Annotated in this window: 21 protein-coding genes and 1 riboswitch; of the genes, 9 read left to right on the top strand and 12 right to left on the bottom strand. The window is 33.4% G+C overall.

The genetic code is table 11. From position 1 onward, the window contains the following. Nucleotides 1-872: 872 nt before the first annotated feature. Nucleotides 873-2,528, top strand: a complete 1,656-nt coding sequence (locus QA612_RS21535) for a M20/M25/M40 family metallo-hydrolase (protein ID WP_278285900.1) — start codon at nucleotides 873-875, stop codon at nucleotides 2,526-2,528. 78 nt (nucleotides 2,529-2,606) lie between these two features. Here QA612_RS21535 and queE read toward each other — a convergent pair whose 3' ends face one another. From queE to QA612_RS21515, 4 genes are all read right to left on the bottom strand, one after another. Continuing rightward, complete coding sequence (gene queE, locus QA612_RS21530; protein ID WP_278285899.1) at nucleotides 2,607-3,335, bottom strand: 7-carboxy-7-deazaguanine synthase QueE; 729 nt, start codon at nucleotides 3,333-3,335, stop codon at nucleotides 2,607-2,609. Next, a complete protein-coding gene (gene queD, locus QA612_RS21525; RefSeq protein ID WP_278285898.1) occupies nucleotides 3,328-3,810 on the bottom strand; it encodes a 6-carboxytetrahydropterin synthase QueD in 483 nt (160 codons plus the stop codon). Before queD ends, queE begins: the two co-directional genes overlap by 8 nt. A 2-nt stretch (nucleotides 3,811-3,812) precedes the next feature. Beyond that, the gene (queC, locus tag QA612_RS21520) at nucleotides 3,813-4,466 is read right to left on the bottom strand and encodes a 7-cyano-7-deazaguanine synthase QueC (RefSeq protein WP_278285897.1); all 654 of its coding nucleotides are present in this window, start codon (nucleotides 4,464-4,466) and stop codon (nucleotides 3,813-3,815) included. A gap of 107 nt (nucleotides 4,467-4,573) precedes the next feature. Beyond that, nucleotides 4,574-4,619, bottom strand: a riboswitch (PreQ1 riboswitch). A 99-nt stretch (nucleotides 4,620-4,718) separates the two neighbouring features. Then, nucleotides 4,719-5,657 carry a DMT family transporter gene (locus QA612_RS21515; protein WP_278285896.1) on the bottom strand — a complete coding sequence of 313 codons (939 nt, stop codon included), beginning with the start codon at nucleotides 5,655-5,657 and terminating at the stop codon, nucleotides 4,719-4,721. A gap of 198 nt (nucleotides 5,658-5,855) precedes the next feature. Between QA612_RS21515 and QA612_RS21510 the strand changes: the two genes are divergently transcribed. The 5 genes from QA612_RS21510 (at nucleotide 5,856) to QA612_RS21490 (ending at nucleotide 9,054) form a co-directional block, all read left to right on the top strand. Further along, nucleotides 5,856-6,068 carry a helix-turn-helix transcriptional regulator gene (locus QA612_RS21510; protein ID WP_278285895.1) on the top strand — a complete coding sequence of 71 codons (213 nt, stop codon included), beginning with the start codon at nucleotides 5,856-5,858 and terminating at the stop codon, nucleotides 6,066-6,068. A 2-nt stretch (nucleotides 6,069-6,070) separates the two neighbouring features. Further along, entirely contained in the window at nucleotides 6,071-6,358 is a 288-nt protein-coding gene (locus QA612_RS21505; RefSeq protein WP_278285894.1) for a hypothetical protein, read from the top strand. Nucleotides 6,359-6,421: 63 nt separating this feature from the next. Next, nucleotides 6,422-6,604 carry a hypothetical protein gene (locus QA612_RS21500; RefSeq protein WP_278285893.1) on the top strand — a complete coding sequence of 61 codons (183 nt, stop codon included), beginning with the start codon at nucleotides 6,422-6,424 and terminating at the stop codon, nucleotides 6,602-6,604. Nucleotides 6,605-6,939: 335 nt separating this feature from the next. After that, on the top strand, nucleotides 6,940-8,142 hold the full coding sequence (locus QA612_RS21495) for a DUF5050 domain-containing protein (RefSeq protein WP_278285892.1): 1,203 nt from the start codon (nucleotides 6,940-6,942) through the stop codon (nucleotides 8,140-8,142). A gap of 156 nt (nucleotides 8,143-8,298) precedes the next feature. Further along, a complete protein-coding gene (locus tag QA612_RS21490; RefSeq protein ID WP_278285890.1) occupies nucleotides 8,299-9,054 on the top strand; it encodes a PRC-barrel domain-containing protein in 756 nt (251 codons plus the stop codon). A gap of 83 nt (nucleotides 9,055-9,137) precedes the next feature. On the opposite strand, the gene QA612_RS21485 is transcribed toward QA612_RS21490, so the two are convergent. Beyond that, nucleotides 9,138-10,082, bottom strand: a complete 945-nt coding sequence (locus QA612_RS21485) for an aldo/keto reductase family protein (protein ID WP_278285889.1) — start codon at nucleotides 10,080-10,082, stop codon at nucleotides 9,138-9,140. Between the two features lie 740 nt (nucleotides 10,083-10,822). Here QA612_RS21485 and QA612_RS21480 point away from each other — a divergent pair. Beyond that, nucleotides 10,823-12,187, top strand: a complete 1,365-nt coding sequence (locus QA612_RS21480) for a sodium-dependent transporter (protein WP_278285888.1) — start codon at nucleotides 10,823-10,825, stop codon at nucleotides 12,185-12,187. A 119-nt stretch (nucleotides 12,188-12,306) separates the two neighbouring features. Here the strand turns inward: QA612_RS21480 and QA612_RS21475 are convergent, their stop codons facing one another. The 5 genes from QA612_RS21475 to QA612_RS21455 all read right to left on the bottom strand — a co-directional run bounded on the left by QA612_RS21475 (nucleotide 12,307) and on the right by QA612_RS21455 (nucleotide 15,579). Beyond that, the gene (locus QA612_RS21475; RefSeq protein WP_278285887.1) at nucleotides 12,307-12,807 is read right to left on the bottom strand and encodes a GNAT family N-acetyltransferase; all 501 of its coding nucleotides are present in this window, start codon (nucleotides 12,805-12,807) and stop codon (nucleotides 12,307-12,309) included. 106 nt (nucleotides 12,808-12,913) lie between these two features. Further along, nucleotides 12,914-13,339, bottom strand: a complete 426-nt coding sequence (locus QA612_RS21470) for a glutathione S-transferase family protein (RefSeq protein ID WP_347568894.1) — start codon at nucleotides 13,337-13,339, stop codon at nucleotides 12,914-12,916. 40 nt (nucleotides 13,340-13,379) lie between these two features. Continuing rightward, nucleotides 13,380-14,291: a DMT family transporter gene (locus QA612_RS21465; RefSeq protein ID WP_278285886.1), complete on the bottom strand. Its 912-nt coding sequence runs from the start codon at nucleotides 14,289-14,291 to the stop codon at nucleotides 13,380-13,382. A 268-nt stretch (nucleotides 14,292-14,559) separates the two neighbouring features. After that, on the bottom strand, nucleotides 14,560-15,360 hold the full coding sequence (locus QA612_RS21460; RefSeq protein WP_347568893.1) for a Gfo/Idh/MocA family protein: 801 nt from the start codon (nucleotides 15,358-15,360) through the stop codon (nucleotides 14,560-14,562). Between the two features lie 81 nt (nucleotides 15,361-15,441). Beyond that, nucleotides 15,442-15,579, bottom strand: a complete 138-nt coding sequence (locus tag QA612_RS21455) for a hypothetical protein (protein WP_278285885.1) — start codon at nucleotides 15,577-15,579, stop codon at nucleotides 15,442-15,444. Nucleotides 15,580-15,919: 340 nt separating this feature from the next. On the opposite strand from QA612_RS21455, the gene QA612_RS21450 reads away from it, so the two are divergent. Beyond that, nucleotides 15,920-16,645 carry a sulfite exporter TauE/SafE family protein gene (locus tag QA612_RS21450; RefSeq protein WP_278285884.1) on the top strand — a complete coding sequence of 242 codons (726 nt, stop codon included), beginning with the start codon at nucleotides 15,920-15,922 and terminating at the stop codon, nucleotides 16,643-16,645. An 87-nt stretch (nucleotides 16,646-16,732) separates the two neighbouring features. Here the strand turns inward: QA612_RS21450 and QA612_RS21445 are convergent, their stop codons facing one another. Next, nucleotides 16,733-17,731: a zinc-dependent alcohol dehydrogenase family protein gene (locus QA612_RS21445; protein WP_278285883.1), complete on the bottom strand. Its 999-nt coding sequence runs from the start codon at nucleotides 17,729-17,731 to the stop codon at nucleotides 16,733-16,735. 215 nt (nucleotides 17,732-17,946) lie between these two features. Between QA612_RS21445 and htpX the strand changes: the two genes are divergently transcribed. Beyond that, complete coding sequence (gene htpX, locus QA612_RS21440; protein WP_278285882.1) at nucleotides 17,947-18,858, top strand: protease HtpX; 912 nt, start codon at nucleotides 17,947-17,949, stop codon at nucleotides 18,856-18,858. A gap of 67 nt (nucleotides 18,859-18,925) precedes the next feature. On the opposite strand, the gene QA612_RS21435 is transcribed toward htpX, so the two are convergent. Next, the gene (locus QA612_RS21435) at nucleotides 18,926-20,140 is read right to left on the bottom strand and encodes a NupC/NupG family nucleoside CNT transporter (protein ID WP_278285881.1); all 1,215 of its coding nucleotides are present in this window, start codon (nucleotides 20,138-20,140) and stop codon (nucleotides 18,926-18,928) included. Between the last annotated feature and the right edge of the window lie 137 nt (nucleotides 20,141-20,277).

Here is a 20,277-nt window from a genome sequence, read left to right as displayed (position 1 = left end):
TACTTATAGTTTCATCCATAATTATATAGTTGAAACTACATATCCCACTTCGCTTGGCTTTTTGTTTAGTTTTCAAAGGTCAAAAATTAATTGTTGTTTTAGCGACAACTTTCATATCATACCAAGGTGCGAATGAATTGTCAACATTTTTTTAAAAATATTTCAGTCGTCTATTAACAGAAATTGATTATATCAAGATAACAATAAAAGTACAATTGTTTTAAAGATATAATAAAAAATTATCATTTTAACGACGGATTTAAATATTATCATATTAAGTATTCTTAAGTCAATAATATTTATTATATATTTTAAAAATGTTTTCTTACTTTTAAATGTGGTGTTAAGTGTAGCTAGAAAAATAAAAATGGAATTGTACGTGCAGCCCTTATTTATTAAATTTGGTTTTGTTAAAGGATACTTTTAATTTCACTTGAAATATCATTTGCATTATCCAAACTACTTCAATCAAACCAACTTAATCTGATTTCTTCATAAGTCCCTTCAGCAAGTATGTCATCGATAGATTCGGTAACTAAACTATATTTCGTTCACTTTCTTAACACCTACAAAATAATATCTTCCTATATTAATCAATATCTAACTTATAGTTTAACCAATTTTTATTCATTACGTTATAGCCAAACTCTAATATCGATAACAACTGAATAGAATTGTCCTACTGATAAATCTTATAAAACATTAACAATAATATTTTCGAAAAGTATAGCATGGTACCAATCTATGTTTTTTCTTGACATTGTTAGGGTTTTTTAATATATGATAATGGCATATTAATTACTTATATTCTTCTATCTTAAATTCACAAAATTGTGCGGAACATGGTTTAGTAAAAAAAGGAGACTGTATATATGTTAAATTGTCGTGATGAGGTACTTTACCTTACAAATCAATTAGTAAATATAGAAAGTGTTGTAAATACAGAAGGAGAAAAGGAAATGAGCTCAGTAATTCATATGCTCCTCTCCTCATTTCCATATTTTAAAGAAAATTCGCTTCATTTGATAAAGCAACAAACAATTAATGATGATCAGGAACGATATAATATTATCGCTTTCGTTAAAGGTACAAAAAATGAAAGTAATAAAACGGTTGTTCTCATGGGTCATATGGACACCGTAGGAATTGATGACTACAATCAATTAAAGAAGTATGCTTGTGACCCTGATTCATTGATGGAGTGTCTGAAGAATGAAGAGATACCACCTTTAGTTCATGACCACCTACTATCTGGTGAATATTTGTTTGGACGAGGTGTTTTGGATATGAAAAGTGGTGTTGCAAGTCATCTATATCTATTAAAATATTATTCTGAGCACCCAGAGGAGTTAGAAGGAAACTTAGTAGTTGTAGTTGAATGCGACGAAGAAGACGGATCCCATGGAATACTTTCTGCATTAAAGGAATTAAAATCACTTCGAAAGGAACATGGTTTCGATTATGTTGGTGCCATTAATGCTGATTTTGTCTCCCCACGTTTTGAAGGAGACGATAATCGATATATTTATAAAGGAACAGTCGGAAAACTATTACCTTCCTTTTTTATAACTGGTGCTGAAACTCATGTAGGAGCAGCGTTTGAAGGGCTTGACCCTAACTTTATTGCTGCAGAATTAACAAGACAAATTAATTATAATCCTGAATTATGTAATGAAGCCTTTGGAGAAATCACTGTACCTCCAGTATCATTAAAACAAATGGATCTGAAACCAACATATACAGTTCAGACTGCTCTTTCAGCTTACGTATACTTTAATTTCTTTATTCATTCCTGGTCTCCTAAAGACGTATTAGAAAAGTTAAAAATACAAGGGGAAATGGCATTTAACAATGCTATAAATTCTTTTAAGAAAAGATATGAAGCATTCAGTAAGCTAAGTAATCAATCAACATTTGAAATACCTTGGAAGTCTAGAGTATTAACATATGAAGAAATGGATCGTTTATTGATAGAAGAACACGGGGAGAAATATAAAAAACATATGGCAGAATTTAAGGATCAACTCCTTTTAGATACAGAACTAGATACAAGGATGTTTGCTGCAAGAGTTGTGGAAGAAGGGTGGAAATGGATGACAGATCGAAGTCCTGCAATTATATTATTCTACTCTTCATTATATTCTCCAAGAATTGATGTAACCGGTAAGAATTCACGTGAAGAGCATTTAATTTATTCCTTGGAAAAAGCTGTAGAAGAGATTCAACCAACGTACAAACATCCAATTGTTACAAGAAACTTTTTCCCATATATTTCAGATATGAGTTTCGTTGCTCTAAGCGATGATGATGAAGGGATTAAAGCGGTAGCTAATAACAACCCTGGTTGGGGAACGAAGCATTACGTAAATTATGATGATATTCGTGATATTAATATACCAGTTATCAATATTGGTCCGTATGGTTTTGATGCACACAAGCAGTTTGAACGAATGGAATTGGATTATTCATTAGAAATCGTCCCTAACTTAACTAATAACGTCATACAAAATTTATTAAAAGAAAGATAATTCATGTATAAACCAAAGGAGATTATGCCTTCTTCTTTGGTTTAATTTGAATTATTACCTTCTTTATAATAAATGGTCCTAGACTCCTCGTTTATTCCCCCACAGAAGAGTGTGCAATTGTGGTAGTACCCGTACATTGTTTACGTCTTGGTCTGAAACTACTTTGTCTATTAGCCACTCATATTTTTTGAGTAAGTTTATTGCTAGAGATTCGTTATCTTCAGTATAAACTTCCTCATTCCCTACTTGTAAGTAAAATGGAATAGAAGGATACTTTAATGCTAGATTTTTCGCATATTCGTAATCTCCATCATTAAATACAACAACTTTTAAGCTAACATTTTCTTCTTTATCATGATCAATCAACTTAACTATTACATCATGTAAAATCTTAAAATCTGTTTCCATCATTGAACTTGGAGGTTTAGGAGATAGTGTAAGATCATCAATTTGTAAAAACCAATCCTGCCATCGACTACCTTGTGTTTCCAACCCTATACTCATTTGATTTTCTTTTAAAATAGTAATGAGTTGAGAAAGACCCTTAATTAAAGCTGGGTTTCCACCAGATATTGTAACGTGAGAAAAACGGTTCTGACCAATATCTTTTAATCGTTGCCATATTTCTTCTCCAGTCATAAGAACGATATCATCTTTTGCGCTGCCATCCCATGTATATGCTGAATCACACCAATCACAGGAATAATCACACCCAGCAGTACGTACAAACATTGTTTTTTTACCAATTGCCATCCCTTCCCCTTGGATAGTTGGTCCAAAAATTTCTAGTACCGGGATATTACTCAACTTCCATCCACTCCCGCCTAACTTCAGCAAAGCTTGTTGGTGTCTCGTATAGTCTCACAAATTCAACACGTGCCCCCTGTTCGTTTATTATTTTGTTTCTTTCTTTTATGGCCTCTGCCATTTTTTCATAAATCCAAACAACCATGTTCTCTGCTGTTGTGTTCATTGCTGGTAGCATTTCATTTAGGTAACGGTGATCTAAAAATATTTCAATTTCCTTTTTCCATATTTCTTTAATATCCCCAAAGTCGATCATTAATCCTACTTCATCAACATATCCACTAATTCCAAATATAACTTTGTACGTATGTCCATGAAGATTTTTGCACTTTCCCTCATAACAATGTAAATGGTGTGCAGCATCAAAAGTAAATTCTTTACTCACTAGCACTCTTTTTGAGTGGTATTTCAATTCGTTTTTCTTGATATCTGCCCCAAACTTCTGAAGTTTATCCACGATTTTAAAACCAAACATCCTTATACATCCTTCCTACTAATATATGTTTCAAGACCATTTTTTCTTAAAATACAAGCAGGACACTCTCCACAACCATCAGCTATAATACCGTTATAACAAGTCAAAGTGTTATTTCGAACATAATCTAGTGCACCTAAGTCATCGGCTAACTTCCATGTATCTGCTTTATCGACCCACATTAATGGTGTATGGATAACAAATTCGTTGTCCATTGCTAAATTTAACGTTACGTTTGCTGATTTTATAAAAATATCTCTACAATCAGGATAGCCACTATAGTCTGTTTCACAAACACCCGTTACAAGGTGTTTTGCTCCTACCTGTTTTGCTAATATTGCTGCAAAGGATAAAAATAATAAATTTCTCCCTTCAACAAAAGTTGAGGGCAACTCCCCTTCAATATGTTCAATGGCAATATCATCTCTCGTTAAAGCATTTGGTGCTAGTTGGTTCAATAACCCCATATCAAGCACTGTATGCTTTACACTTATTTCTTTTGTTATATTTTGAGCTACTTCTATCTCTAGTTTGTGCTTTTGATTATAGTTAAACGTCACAGCTTCAACTTCCTTAAAATTCTTTAATGCCCAAAACAAACATGTGGTACTATCTTGACCTCCACTAAATATAACAATAGCTTTTTCTTTTCGCATGGTATTGCTCCTTTACTCATTTTTTATATACGACCTGGATCTATATGATAATGAAGATGAAAAAAAGACCACATCACTAAGGATATGGTCTATCATTAAAAAATCAATCGTCCTTAGTTTTTTATAGAGGGTATTAGCTAGAACCTCTCCCATAACTTCAATTAGAATTAGTTACGGATTTATTTTATTATACCACATTTTTAATTACTTAAATCTTATAACCTAAAAAACACGTACATATTAAAATAGTAGTTATGCACTTTTTTCTAGCCTTTTCTTATGCAGTATCGATGGATTGGATCCAACAATTACACCTGATAAGATGAAAAGTCCACCAATAACTTGCGTAAAACCTAATGTTTCTCCACCGAATAAGACTGCAAGAACTGTTGTAAAGAATACTATTAAATACAAATAACTAGAAGCTCTTCCCGGTCCTATTTGCATTACACCTTCATTCCAACAGATAAAAGAAATAATACTCGGAAATATTCCTAAATAAACAACACCTAATAAAGCTTCAGTTGGTACTGTTGATAAGGATATTGGTGCGTACGTTCTTTCAAATAAAGCGAATGGTATTAATACAATAATCCCAACGTAAATGGTGATAATAAATGTTGATTTTTTAGGTAAATGAACACCATATTTCTTCATTAATACGGAATATATCCCCCATAAAATAACTGCTCCAACTACAATTATATCTCCAGGATTTATTGACAAAGTCATTATCGCATTCAAGTTTCCACCAGTGATGACTATAAATACACCAATAAATGACACTGCAACACCAATATATTGCATAGGTATTAATTTTTCCTTTAAGAAGATTACTGATAGAAGAACAATTAATAAAGGTGTCGTTGAATTAACTAATGATGCATTAATAGATGTAGTATACTGCATGGCAATGTATAACAATGTATTAAAACCGGCAATTCCGGTTAAGGCCATAAAAAACAAAGATTTCCAATTTTTCTTCATTATCTCTTTACTGTGTTTTAACTCCTTGAACACAAAAGGTAAAAAAACGATTGCTGCTATAACCCATCTCATGACGGATAGTTGAAATGGAGGAATTTCTTCAACGATCATGCGACTGAAAACAAAATTTGTTCCCCAAAAAAAAGTAGCTAAAACTAATAATAAATAGGGAAGACTTTGTATCTTATTAATAAATTGATTCATTTTTTCGCCTTCCTTCGTTTTTCGTGAAGTATACTTTTTTTAAAACTACTAATCTAGCATATCATATTATAAAATAATATTCCTGTAACATATTGATGAATTACACTTCAAGAACTCTTAGTCAATATGTAAAGTTAACTAGACATTATGTATAGTTGACTTTACAATATAATTGACAAAAAGTGGTAGGTGGAGATGGTGACCATAAAAAATTATGTAAATGAATTACGTGCTAAGAATAATCTCACACAAAGTGATCTTGCTAGGAAGGTTAACGTAACAAGGCAAACAATTGTTACACTGGAAAAAAGGAGCTATGTTCCTTCCCTTTTACTTGCAATGAAAATTAGTCAAACTTTTCATTTACCAATTGAACAAATCTTTTATATGGAGGATGATAAAGATGGTTAAGATTGTTTATCGAAATTCATAAGAAAAATAAAAGAAACTCATGGGAAAAGACAATATTTACTCCTCCAGAGTTGCTAGAAGAAAGTGATGAACGAGAAATCTTAATTACTGCTAAAGCATGTCGGAATGCTTACATTAGCTTAATTTATGCTTTTCCTATTCTTTGCGGACTTCTTCTGGTGTATCCATTTATTATAGATTCCTTTCCTTACTATCCTATTATCATTTTGTTATTATATCCATTAATTCAAATAGTTGCTTATACTCTAACATGGGCTAAAAATTATTAATCTGCATCAAAAGATAGTATCATGGGTTTAACAACAAAAATACTTTTGTAGGAGAAATTATTAATGGGAACAGAAATGATTATTGTCTTTTTAGGAATAGTATTGTTTTTATTAGCAGGAACATTTGGGGGAATTGGTATCTATTTTTTCTTAAGTAATCGTAGTAAAACAACAGCAACCACCCTTTTATGTATTGGAATATTATTTATCGTTGTTTATATTTTATCCTTATTAATACTATTATAAAAAATACAAAATGAGAAAAGAGAGTACATCAGTGTGTGGTTTAAACCAACTTTCATTACTTATAATTTGGATCTGATAGATTAGTATTGCTACCTAATTTGTCAGATCCATTTATTTTTATACAGAATTACTTCTAATCAATGAAATTTAAGTATATACCACTGACGCATTATTATTAGATCCTCTATCCATTATGATTTCACTGAATCAAACATATGTGTTTGTATTACCTCTTATTCAGTACGAAAACTATACTTTAGGATAATTTTTGTTTCCACTCCTCTATTTTAAAATGGATACGAAAGACAATGCAGTTTTAGCGAAGGAGGAGCATTGTGAAGCAATGGTTTATTAAGACTTGTAGTCCAATTATTTTAGTCGTAAGTGCTGTATTTCTATTATCAGCCTGTTCTGAATTATTAGAAGGGATTGTTAGTGAAGTATTAAATCAAGCAACGGAACAAACAAATGATGAGGAAACAGAGCATGAAACTAATGAAGGAAGTGATCATTCAACATCAAATAACGATTCAAACAGTAATGGAAATGATAATGATGTTAATAATGAAGCAAATGACAGTCAAACCAACGGAAATACAAATAATGAAGTAATAGGAGAAAATGATTCAAACAATGATGATGGAGTTACGAATGATAACGAGGTTTATACTGAAGGAGCTGGTAACAGTAGTAATAATGTACGTGTAGGTGGAAAATATCACATCGTAGATGACGAGATTTTCTTTGCAAATCATAAAGAAAATAACCATTTATATAAGATGAACGATGATGGTTCAAATTCCAGTCAATTAACAAATCATTCTGTACGAGATATCCATGTTATAGGAGATTGGGTTTATTACATTGAACTAGCTGGTCCATACGAGGAGAAATCATTAAATAAAATAAAAATTGATGGAACAGATAGTGAGGTTATTATTAATGAACCAGTATTAGATCTTCATTATTATCAAGGTGAACTTCTTTTTGTAATGGAAAACGAAGAAATGCAAGCACCTCATATTCATCGATTATCTTTAGATAATGATAATCTAGAAATTTTGCCTTATGCCACCAGTGGTTTTAGTATGTCAGGAGATAACATCGTCTTTTATAGCTTGGACGGATATAACCTTGGAGACATTCATGGAAACGATGTACAGCATATGTCGGATGAAGGATACGGTGAATTCATCTTTGAAGGTACTGATCTATACTTTACAAGAGGTGACGGTGGAACAGGTCTCTTTCGTTTTTCTACTGACGATTGGCAGCTTACTAATGTCATAGAAGATAGAATTGATTATTTTAATGTTGATGAAAATAGCATATATTTCTCGACCGCTGCTTCGGAGGCACAAAGAAATGTATATAAATCAGATAGAGATGGTAATAATGTTGAACCTATAAATTCAGTCATCTATTCCATACATGTTTTTGACTCAATCCTTTTTGGTGAATTTATGCGTCAAGGGTATGTCTCATACTATATGATTGAGAAGGCAACATTTAATTCAAAGGAAATTGTTCCAGACTAAACAAACCCCAGTAACGATTATGTTACTGGGGTTTATTTTTACTACTCCTACATTCAGGTATTCTAATGTTTCAATCTTTGCACAAATGGATATGGAAAAATAACAAGTTTATTAAGTTTGCTGTAAAATTCAAATTAATTAGGAGGTAAGGTTAAAATGTTTATTTTTTCCTCTAGAATACAAGAATTTAATGTACAAGCTACAGATGGTCAATTAGGAAAGGTGAAAGACATTTATTTTGATGAGGATAATTGGGTGTTACGTTATCTAGTAATTGATACGATAAAATGGCTACCTGGGAGAAAGGTATTGGTATCCCCTATTTCTTTTGATTACGTTGATTTTGAGAATTTTACCGTTAATATTTTTGATTCAAAAGAGGAAATAAAAAATAGCCCTAGTATACAAGAAAATCAACCTGTTACTCGTAAGCAGGAAATTTTATTAAATACTCACTTTGGATGGCCGCATTATTGGAGTTATTTAGATAACAATAGGCTTTGGGGCGAATTTTCGACTCCGCAAGAGTTAAAGCGATTAAATAGTAATAAAGAAGTAACTGACTTAACACCTGAACAAGAAGAGAAAAAATTACGTAGTGTGAATGAAATGAGAGGCAGTCTATCGGGCTATTCCATTATTGCAAAAGATGGAGAAATTGGTCATGTTTCGGATTTTATAATAGATGATGAAAATTGGAGAATAAAGTATTTTGTAGCATCAACTGCTAATTGGCTAATTGGGAAATTTGTTGTTTTGTCAGTAGATTGGATTGAAAGAATATCTTACCATGAGAAAAAAATATATGTTGATCTTCCAAAAGATAAAATTAAAAATGGGCCATTTTTCGAATTAGATAAACCATTTACCGAGGTCGATGAAAAACTATTATATGAATCATATGAAAAGTAACAGTAAAAAAACGCTGGGTGTTTTAGTGGCACCTAGCGTTTTTATTATAGAAACACAAAATAATCTAATTAGCAAAAAATGAATTAAGCTAAAATACCTTCAATTTTTTCAAGAATATCAGTTGAAAGTGTTACATCAATGGCTTTAACATTTTGCTCTACTTGTTCAGGTTTACTTGCACCAATTAACGCACTTGCAACGTTTTCCTGTCTAAGAATCCAAGCTAAAGCAAGTTCAGGTAACGTAATATTTAAATCATTCGCTACACCTTCAAGCTTTTCAACTTTACTATACACATCATCATTCATAAATTTAGAAATAAATCTATTAGTGGAATCATTTGCAGCACGGCTATCTTCTGGTACTTTACCACCCTTGTACTTTCCTGTTAACACACCTTGTGCTAATGGGGAAAATACTACTTGACCTACACCATATTTCTCACTGACAGGAATTACTTCATTTTCAATATATCTGTTTACCATGTTATAAACTGGTTGATTCACTACAATTCTATTTAATAAATATTTATCTGCTACTCTCATCGCTTCTTCAATTTGTGCAGCAGTCCATTCACTTACCCCTGCATATAAGATTTTTCCTTGTCTAACTAAGTCATCAATCGTACGTAACGTTTCTTCTACAGGTGTTTCAGGATCATAACGATGGCAATAAAAAATATCCACATAGTCAAGCTTCATACGTTTTAAGCTAGCATGTAATTGTTCCGTTACGTGCTTTCTAGATAAACCTCGGTCATTTGGCCCCTCCCCCATTGGCCAAAAGGCTTTTGTAGTAATGACATAAGATTCACGTGGATACTCTTTTAAGGCTGCTGCCATAACTCGTTCTCCTTCTCCCCTTTCATATACATTAGCAGAGTCAAAGAAGTTAATCCCTAATTCATACGCTTTATGGATGGTTTTTTCTGCAATATTGTCTTCAACCGTTTTCCCGTACGTTAACCAGCTTCCTAAACTAATTTCACTCACTTTTAAACCTGTTCTACCTAATCGTCTGTATTTCATCATTATTCCTCCTCTTAAATATAGATTCATGTTGGCAATGGTGTCATACCATTTTATCCTCTTTCTCTCGCCTTCAATTTCCAATCTCTTTATTTCTTCGGAATACTAAACAAATTCTATTACCTTATTCATAATCCTGCTTATTTGAATGAATTTCATAAAAAAAATTTGTTGAAAAAGACGAACATTATTTTCGGTTGTAGTGAAAGACGGCGACTCTAGCGAGAAAAACGCGAGCTGAAAATCCATTTTCAACGGCATTTAGCCGTTAAAAATTAGTTGAGGTCGTGCCCGCAGCAGTCAGGATGACAGGATTACGCCCTTGCCCACAGGACGTGGGCTGCCCTTAGGCGTAATTGACACGTCTGAAACGGACATCGAATTAAATTTAACCTTTATGTACAAATGTTCGAGTTTTAAATGAAATAGCGAATTATGAAATTGACTCATTTAAATGAAAGTAAAAAAGATAAAATGAACCTCCATCAAAGTTACATATAACGTATTATTCACAAACAGTATCTTTTTAAAATTACACTAAACATTGTATCGGAAGAAAAAGATTCTTTTTTTATATTCACAAAATTTTACCTAGTTCCATTTCAAAAAATATGCTAGTATAGTTAATTGTCTAATCACTTTATCACATTAACGCTTTTAACTAATGTATATATATGGATATTACATATTCCATACTATTGTAGAAGTCTATGGATTTATGATTTCAAAGGAGAATGCTCATGTCAACGAGAAATAGTAACGGCTCTCTTGAACCTAGAGAGCAATGGGGAACAAAGCTTGGCTTTATGTTAGCAGCAACAGGATCCGCTATTGGTTTAGGAAACATTTGGAGATTTCCTTTTGTTGTAGGTGAAGGTGGAGGTGCTGCTTTTGTCTTAATATATTTAGGATTTGTCTGTTTAATCGGAATTCCATTACTTATTGGAGAAATTAGCATTGGACGAAAAGGAAGAGCTAATGCAATGGATAGCTATAAAACCATTAAACCAAAATCAAAATGGTATTTTAATGGTTATATTAGTATTTTAATTAATTTTATGATTTTATCATTTTATTCTGTAGTAGCAGGTTGGGCATTTTATTATTTTGTCCTAGCATTAACTGGTCAATTAATTACAAATGATCGAAGCTATGAAAATGTGTTTGAAGGATTTATTACTAACCCATTTATGCCGATTATTTGGCAAATTTTATTAATGGGTCTTGTAGTTGCCATCGTAATGGGAGGAGTAAAAAAGGGTATTGAAAAATGGAACAACATTCTTATGCCAACCCTGTTTATCTTGCTCATTATTTTAGTCTTTCGAAGCTTAAGCTTAGAAAATGCTCACATTGGTTTACAGTTTTTCCTAAAGCCTGACTTTTCAGCAATTAATTCAAGTACTATTTTAGCTGCATTAGGACAAGCATTTTTTAGTCTTAGTCTAGCAACTGGTTTGTATGTCACGTATGGAAGTTATAGTCGAAGTAATAGTAACCTGCCTGCTAATGCAGGAGGAATCGTATTTTTAGATTTAGTCGTAGCAATTATGGCAGGGTTAATTATTTTCCCAGCTGTGTTCCACTATGGAATTGACCCTCAAAGTGGGCCAGATTTAGTATTTATTACATTTCCTACTATGTTTACGGATATGGCCTTTGGTACGATATTTGCTGTTGTCTTCTTTTTCTTTGTTTTTGTAGCAGCATTAACATCGGCAATTTCTCTACTTGAAGTTGTTGTGGCATTTGTAAAAGAGAAATTTCTTATGTCTCGAAAGGCAGCGACGATAATAGCTGGTGCTGTTATTACAGTAGTTGGTTTGTTCTGTACTTTATCCTTTGGACCTTTATCCCACATTACTATATTAGATCGTACCATTTTTGAATTGTTTGACTTTATCTCAGCTGAGGTCCTTTTACCTTTTGCTGGACTCATTTTAGCCCTCTTCTTAGGATGGGGATGGAAGCCAGCTGGAGTTAAAGAAGAAGTGGAAAAGGAAGGAAACCCCTTCCCTCTATTTAAAACATGGAGTTTTTTAATTAAATATGTCATTCCTATCATTATTATCGTCATATTCCTTGATTCATTAGGTGTTATATAGAATAAAGTAAAATCTCAAAATAACTTGTAATAGTTATTTTGAGATTTTTTATTATTAGAATTTATAAAATCTTGACTCAACTGAAAGTGACTAGCTCCATGCGTCTTTAGATTTTCTTATCAAAAATCAAGTCGATAAGCTTTAACGAGGATTCCATCATCGGACGGTTCAAAATCTAATTCTGGAACCCGATTAAAACCAAACCTTTCATAAAGCTTTATAGCATTTGTCATAACATCTGCAGAATGAAGTCCAATAGAATTATAGCCATTCCTTTTCGTGCGATCTATACACTCATTCACTAAGGCTGATCCTATGCCTCTCCCCCTACCTACAAGGGAAATGGCTAGCATTCGCAATTCTGGAACAGGAATTTTCTCTACATACCCTTTATAAGCATCTGTATTAGGAGGGAATAAAGCAACACTACCAAGTATTTCTCCATTATCCTCTGCAACAATTAGCTCAACGCCTGGCTGAATATCGGAGTCTGACGTTATAGACTTTTTTAAGTCTAACCAATGATCGTGAGAAAGCATTAATGCATACTCTTCATATGCACATACTCTTTGATTACGAATAAGACTTAATTCTTCCATCTCTGCATCTCTTATCCTCATTACACCACCGACTCCATTCCATTTTTATTAAAAAAAGAGTAGTGCAGTCGAGCAATTGGATTAATTTCTTAAGAACTTATCTTTTTGACTACTTAAATGTTCTCTTTTATGTGTTTTTGTCCAAACCGCTGCATCTGGTCCCCGCACTTCTATTAATCATATCTACAATGACTGGTACAGTTGGACGACCATCATATTCGGGATCAGCATTCTTATATACCTCACTTATATACTTTATTCCTAGTACCGGATCTTTACCACCTTCATCTAAAGAGAACTCCCAATCTACTCTATTTATATTGGGACGAATGGGGCTTGCAGTACCTAAACTAATAGCATTTTCTAATCCTAGAAGTTTCCTGACGATTACTATTCGATGTGCCCACGGGCAAGCCGGTGACCATAATAGTCGATATCGTCCAGATTCAACAGGTAAGTCATCTTTTTTATATCCAACTGGTTTAGTGAAACGGTTCTTTTGACGTTTAAAAGACCCATCACTAGAAACTTCAAGCGGCTTTTCTTGACTCATTACATTTCACCTCCGTATTAAGTAGCTTCCTATTCCTACATCACCCACGCTGCTCCTTTATTTCCTCCTCTTTATTTCCCTTTACTTTGTTTTGATACATTTTAAAGTGAGTCGTTAATAGAACACCTATAATAACAACAATTGCTCCAACAATTTGCATATAACTTATTGTCTCTCCTAACCAAAGGAAAGCTCCGATCATTGTGAAAACAGGAAGAAAATTCAAAAAGACTGAAGCCTGAGATGCCCCTAATAATCCAACCGCTTTATTGAAGAACACTAGTGCTATTAATGAAGGGAAAATACCTAAATACAATAGACTAATGATAAAGTTTGTTTGCATAAGAGCCGGGAATCCAAGTATAAGCCATTCCACAAGGACAATCGGAAACAAAACAAGTACAGAAATTCCCGTCATAACAAGGAGTGCACCATATACTGGGAAAAAGTGCATATATTTTTTTACAAAAATAGAATAAACAGACCAACATACAATAGCACCAATCATTATTGCATCACCAATATTCCAATCAATGGATGCTAATTGAAAAATACGTCCATCCATGACAACCCAAATTGCACCTATGACAGATAGCAAAATCCCTATCCATTGAATGCGTAAGAGCCTTTCTTTTAATACGAATGCACTAAGTACTACTGTCATGACAGGTATTAATGTCTCAAGTATAGAAACATTTGTAGCCGTAGTAAATTGTAGGGACCCATAGATAAAAGTATTAAAAAAGGTAACACCAGTTAATGCCATAAGGATAAAAGGCTTTTTGTATTCAATAAATGTAGCTCGTTTTTTCCATGCTTGAGCATATCCAAGTGGAAAAATAACAATAAAAGCAATAAACAATCGAAAAAATGCAATAGTAAAAGGCGGCAAATCATTAATTGCTTTTCCGATAAGAATATTTCCTGCGTAAAAAATAACAACAAAAATCATTAATATGTAAGGATAAATAAGGCATCCCCCTTTATAATTGGACTATTAATCTTATCTTTGCATAAAAGCTAGTTTAGCTACCTAGTATGGAGAAATTAATAAAGGTCCTTTGTCATTTGATCCATAACCCAATTTGTCCTTGCTGCTGATTCCCCATTACTTGGGCTTTGCTTTCCACCTTGAAGTTCATTCACAATTGCTTGAATTAAAGGCTGTTGAATATGAACTGGTGCATCAAATTCCCATTTTTTGATAGAAGAAGTTGAAACTAATTGAATAGGATCATCACTAAACGTAGAAAATATGATTTTCCATTTGAACCGACTATTTCAGTAACATCTTTATCATCATAGGCCGAAAAGCACCATTGGCCTGTTCCATGAACGCCTGATTCAAACATGAAAGAACCTGAAACAATGTCCTCTGCTTTGTAGTCACCACGTTGATTTGATGAGAAACCCTTTACCTTTTTAATTGACCCTAACAAAAAGTCTAACAAATCTAGAGTATGGCTAGCTAAATCAAAGTAAAGACCACCGCCAGCTAATTTTGGATTCACTCGCCAAGGTACTTCGTTATCAAATATCTTTAAAGGTGTCTTATAGTGAATGGTGGAAACAAAGCGAGGTTCTCCAATTACCTCCTCTTCCAGTAACTCTTTCACTTTTAAAAACTTTGGTAAAGCTCTTCGATAATAAGCAACAAATAAAGGAACACCTGCCTCTTTGCAGCAGTCTATCATTTCCAAACATTCACCATAATTTAATGCCATCGGTTTTTCTACGTATACAGGTTTTTTATACTTGGCAGCTAGTAAAGTATACTCTTTATGAAAAACTGGAGGAGTAGCTACATAAATAGCATGAACCTCTGGATCAGAAATTAATTTTTCCCCGTCACTATACCATGTAGGAACTTGGTGGCGAATTGCATAATCCTTAGCTAAATCACCATTTCTTCTCATAACAGCCACAAGCTTGGAATGTTCAATTTTCTGAAAAGCAGGTCCACTTTTTACTTCTGTTACATCTCCACATCCAATGATCCCCCATTGAATAGACTTTTTCATAAGATCATCCTTTCTAGTGAAAAATTAAATGCAAGATTTTGTCTACCCTGAAAATAGCTGTTATCGAACTTATAAGTATTATCAAATAAAGGTTAAGTTAATCATTCGTTGCATCCCACTTCGCTTTCCGCGGACGACCTGCCAAGCCTCCTCGATCGTTCCACTCCCTGCGGTGTCTCGTCTAGCTCGTTCTTCCTCAGGAGTCTCGTAGGATTCCACTCATTCCAATTGGATTAAAATTATTTTTATCCTTCATGGTGGAAGTTTACTTGCATAGGCGGTCTACCCTGAAAATAGTTAAACTTTTAAAGTTATTTCTCTATCTATCAATTCTTCTTAAAATTGAAAAAACCTTTATAAATAAACAACTATTTGTTTTAATAACGGGTTTACTTCAAGAGGTGTAAATAGCTAATCAAACGCAAAAAGCATGGTTTTCTGCTACAATTAGGAACAGCACTTTTTCTTTATTTTACTAACGAGCAGGAGTGTTGAATTAGAAGAGATAATTAATCAATGATAAAATACTAATTGCATTGAATTAAATAGGAGGTCAAATTTGGAGAATATATTACCTTTTTTATGTATTATATTAGTGGCTACAGTCCTGCAAACAAGTACAGGGTTTGGTTTTTCCATAATGGCGACACCTTTATTACTGACATTATTTCTTCCGCAAGAAGCCATACAAATAAACATAATTTTATCTTTATTTATTTCAATTTTATTTATATGGAAAATAAGCACAGACATTGATTTCATACTTTTAAAGAGGTTTATTATCGGAAGTATAGTGGGTGTACCATTTGGTATATTAATCTTTATTTCCATTAACATTAACACTTTTAAAATAGGAGTTTCTGTACTACTCCTATTATTAACATTTATGTTATCAGTTAATTTCAGAGTAAAGCCAACCCCTATTAGGGATCTCATAGTTGGTGGGTTATCTGGTCTTTTAACAACAAGCATTGGTATGCCAGGTCCACCGTTATTACTTTACTTTACAGGAACTAATACTGAAAAAGGTAAGTTAAGAGCAACTACTTTAGCTTTTTATCTGTTTATATATTTTATTAGTCTGATTTCTCAAATAATCTTTACAGGCACTAATAAATTAATATGGGAATCAAGCCTTTATGCAATTCCTATTGTATTTTTGGGTTTGTTTATAGGTCAAATTATTTTTAAACGGCTTAATCAAGAAATTTTTAAAATATTTACATATATCCTTTTGAGTTTTACTGGTATTTATCTTCTTATAGAAAGTTTAATTCATAAATAAGTCCTTATTCAATTTACGGTTAGTTCAACAAGAAAATATTGTAATTAAAGGCACAAAGAGCAGTTCTTCGTGCCTTTTCCATTTATTTTATGACCAATGATTTCGTAATACAACCTTCCCAATGGCTTTATTGGATTCTAAAAACTTATGAGCTTCACTAACTTGTTCAAAAGTGAAAGTGTTTGGATCTATGATCGGCTGTAGGTTTCCTTCCTCTACAAGCTTCGTAACCTCTTTTAATATCTTTCCATGATCCTTTCGTTTTTCCTTATTTAATATTTTCAAAAGCATAAATGTAATATGCAACGATAAGCCTTTTGCATGTAATGGAGATAAATCATGAGTTGAACGAGCAGCAATTCCTAAAATGGTACCATCTATAGAAGCTGCTTCAAATGAACGATCTAAATTGTCCCCACCTACTGTATCAAATACAACATCAAACCCTTTTCCAGCTGTATATTCCTCTACGTATTCATCTACTGTCTTTTTCTTATAATTAATTCCTACATCTGCGCCTAACTCTGTACCTATCTTTAGTTTTTCGTCTGAAGACGCTGTAGTATATACTTTTGCACCAGCAAGCTTTGCTAACTGAATAGCTACATGGCCTACCCCACCTGCTGCAGCATGAATAAGTACATGTTGATCTTTTTCTATATTTGCTCGGTTATATAATGCTTCCCAGGCTGTAATTGTAACTAACGGAAGAGCTGCCGCTTGCTCCATCGATATATTTTTAGGTTTTGAAGCTAAAAAATCAATATCTGCAAGCATAAATTCTGCAAGTGCTCCTCCAGTACCTTTAAATCCCCCGGCACAACCATATACTTCGTCTCCTACCTGAAACTTAGATACATCTTCAGCCTTCTCAACAACAACTCCAGCTACATCACCATGTAATATTGCTGGAAATGAAGGTGAAATTGCTGGTACAGCTCCAGCTCGAACTTTTGTATCAATTGGATTCACACTTGTTGCTTTTACTTCAATAAGAACATGACCAGGTTCTAATTCTGGTTTTAATACTTCAGACAACTTAAACTTGAAAGGGTCTCCAAAACTATTTATCACCATTGCTTTCATAGAAAATCAGCTCCTCTAAACTACTTTTAGGATTATTCTATCAGATTTTAAAAACCTTAACGAAAAATTTGGAAAATATACAAAACTATTATTAAAATTGTAGCACTACTACCTTTTAAGATTATGTAATATTATGTATCTAGTACTCTTTTCTTCCCTAATGAATTTTTCATGTTAAAATATATGAGTATATTAATAATTATTGGAGGCGTAGAATGGGGAAACGTATATTATTTTTCTTATTAACAAACTTTCTTGTAATGACCACGATAATAATTGTGTGGTCAATTATCACTACATTTACAGATATTGGCGCAATTGAAACTGGAGGGCCTGGTCTAGGAATTGACTTTATTGCTTTAGGGATCTTCAGTATTATTGTAGGTTTTGCCGGTTCATTCATATCCCTAGGTATGTCACGATGGATAGCAAAGAAAATGATGAATATCAAAGTTTTAGATCCTAATGGTCAGCTTACAAGAGGAGAACGAGCAGTTGTTGAAAAGGTTCACCGGTTATCGCGAGCAGCTGGTTTAACTCATATGCCTGAAGTAGGGATTTATCATTCTCAAGAAGTAAACGCTTTTGCTACTGGTCCATCGAAGAAGCGTTCACTCGTCGCAGTATCGTCTGGACTCCTAAATGTTATGGATGATGCAGCTGTTGAAGGGGTAATTGCTCATGAAGTTGCTCACGTAGCGAATGGTGATATGGTGACGATGACGTTATTACAAGGTGTTGTAAATACATTTGTAGTCTTTTTCTCAAGACTTGCAGCTATCCTTGTATCAAGATTAGTTCGATCTGAGATGCAAATGGTCGTAAGATTCGCGGCGATTATTATATTCCAAATATTATTCTCCATACTGGGAAGTATTGTAGTAATGGCTTATTCCCGACATAGAGAATTTCATGCAGACCGAGGTGGAGCTGATTTAGCAGGTCGAGATAAAATGGCTCATGCTCTTCGTTCATTAAAATCACATGTAAATCGTGCCACAGTAAATGATCGTACAGATGACGCTGCAATTCAAACGATGAAAATAAGTAGTAAAGGAAAAATGTCTAAACTCTTCTCATCACATCCTGATTTAGACGAAAGAATTGCAAGATTAGAACAAAGGTAAACAACAAAGCTTAGTCTCCCCAATCGTTATTTGTGGATCGTGACTAAGCTTTTTTATTTGAGTAATATTAAAATAACATTCCAGCTATAGATGCACTTAATAAAGAGGCTAACATTCCAGCTAAAATTGCTTTTAATCCTAGTTGTGCTATATCTGATCGACGACTTGGTGCAAGTTTTCCAAGTCCCCCTAATAAAATTCCTAATGATGAAACATTGGCAAAACCACATAGCGCGAAACTTATAACTGCTACTGATTTTGGTGAAAGATCATCAATGGCAGGGGCAAAAGAAGCGTAAGCAACAAACTCGTTTAGGATTAGTTTTTGTCCAATATATCCCCCTGCTTGTACTGCTTCATTCCATGGAATTCCAATAGCAAATGCTATGGGAGAAAAGATAAGACCAAGAATCATTTCTAACGTTAAATTTTCAAAATTAAACCAACCCCCGATAACACCTAAAATACCGTTAATTAATGCAATTAAAGCAATAAATGCTAACAGCATGGCACCAATATTTAATGCTAGTTGAAGTCCTGTACTTGCTCCACGAGCAGCAGCATCTATTACATTGGCTGAATCCATATCTTTTTCCATTTGAAGCTTATCCGATGTTTCAGAAACCTCTGTTTCAGGAAGCATAATTTTAGCAATAATTAATCCTGCAGGGGCAGCCATAAAACTAGCTGCAAGTAAATATTCTAATGGGACACCTAATAACGAATAACCAATTAATACTGAACCAGCTACAGAGGCTAAACCTCCAGTCATGACAGCAAAAATTTCAGATCGAGTCATTTTATCTAAGTACGGCCTTACAACTAACGGAGCTTCTGTTTGTCCAACAAAAATATTTGCAGCTGCAGATAGTGATTCTGCTTTACTTGTTCCTAGGAACTTAGATAATGCACCCCCAAGTATTTTTATTATGAGCTGCATTATACGTAGATAGTAAAGTACAGAAATTAAAGCTGAGAAGAAAATAACCACTGGTAACACTTGAAAAGCAAAAATAAAACCTACATTTTCCCCCTCAAATAACCCACCAAATAAAAACATAATTCCTTCATTCGTATAATTAATGATTTCATCGACTCCTAATGCTAGTCGTTGTAGCATCGATCTACCAAAATCCCACTTTAGTACAATAAATGCAAAAGTCAGTTGAATGGCCAATCCTCCCAATACAGTTCTAGGATTTATAGCATTACGTTTTGATGAAAATAAAAAGGCTATAACAAAGACAGTAACTATACCCAAAATACCCCAAATAATATTCATGGACTCGACACCTCTTCCTGTTTAAGTAATAAATTATCATGACAAAGAACACTAAGACATTGTTTATCTTAGTGTTCTTTATTCTTCTTCAATTATTTATAGTGTTTAAACAAATATTCCAATATATTAGCTCATTC

This window comes from Evansella sp. AB-P1 (assembly GCF_029688925.1).
Classification (GTDB): Bacteria; Bacillota; Bacilli; order Bacillales; family Salisediminibacteriaceae; genus Evansella.
This window is presented reverse-complemented; position numbering and strand designations above follow the sequence as displayed.

Coding starts and splice junctions, on each gene's coding strand:
- QA612_RS21535 (WP_278285900.1), top strand. CDS start 873: ATGTTAAATTGTCGTGATGAGGTACTTTACCTTACAAATCAATTAGTA.
- queD (WP_278285898.1), bottom strand. CDS start 3,810: ATGTTTGGTTTTAAAATCGTGGATAAACTTCAGAAGTTTGGGGCAGAT.
- queC (WP_278285897.1), bottom strand. CDS start 4,466: ATGCGAAAAGAAAAAGCTATTGTTATATTTAGTGGAGGTCAAGATAGT.
- QA612_RS21515 (WP_278285896.1), bottom strand. CDS start 5,657: ATGAATCAATTTATTAATAAGATACAAAGTCTTCCCTATTTATTATTA.
- QA612_RS21500 (WP_278285893.1), top strand. CDS start 6,422: ATGGGAACAGAAATGATTATTGTCTTTTTAGGAATAGTATTGTTTTTA.
- QA612_RS21490 (WP_278285890.1), top strand. CDS start 8,299: ATGTTTATTTTTTCCTCTAGAATACAAGAATTTAATGTACAAGCTACA.
- QA612_RS21485 (WP_278285889.1), bottom strand. CDS start 10,082: ATGAAATACAGACGATTAGGTAGAACAGGTTTAAAAGTGAGTGAAATT.
- QA612_RS21480 (WP_278285888.1), top strand. CDS start 10,823: ATGTCAACGAGAAATAGTAACGGCTCTCTTGAACCTAGAGAGCAATGG.
- QA612_RS21475 (WP_278285887.1), bottom strand. CDS start 12,807: ATGAGGATAAGAGATGCAGAGATGGAAGAATTAAGTCTTATTCGTAAT.
- QA612_RS21470 (WP_347568894.1), bottom strand. CDS start 13,339: ATGAGTCAAGAAAAGCCGCTTGAAGTTTCTAGTGATGGGTCTTTTAAA.
- QA612_RS21465 (WP_278285886.1), bottom strand. CDS start 14,291: ATGATTTTTGTTGTTATTTTTTACGCAGGAAATATTCTTATCGGAAAA.
- QA612_RS21460 (WP_347568893.1), bottom strand. CDS start 15,360: ATGAAAAAGTCTATTCAATGGGGGATCATTGGATGTGGAGATGTAACA.
- QA612_RS21445 (WP_278285883.1), bottom strand. CDS start 17,731: ATGAAAGCAATGGTGATAAATAGTTTTGGAGACCCTTTCAAGTTTAAG.
- htpX (WP_278285882.1), top strand. CDS start 17,947: ATGGGGAAACGTATATTATTTTTCTTATTAACAAACTTTCTTGTAATG.
- QA612_RS21435 (WP_278285881.1), bottom strand. CDS start 20,140: ATGAATATTATTTGGGGTATTTTGGGTATAGTTACTGTCTTTGTTATA.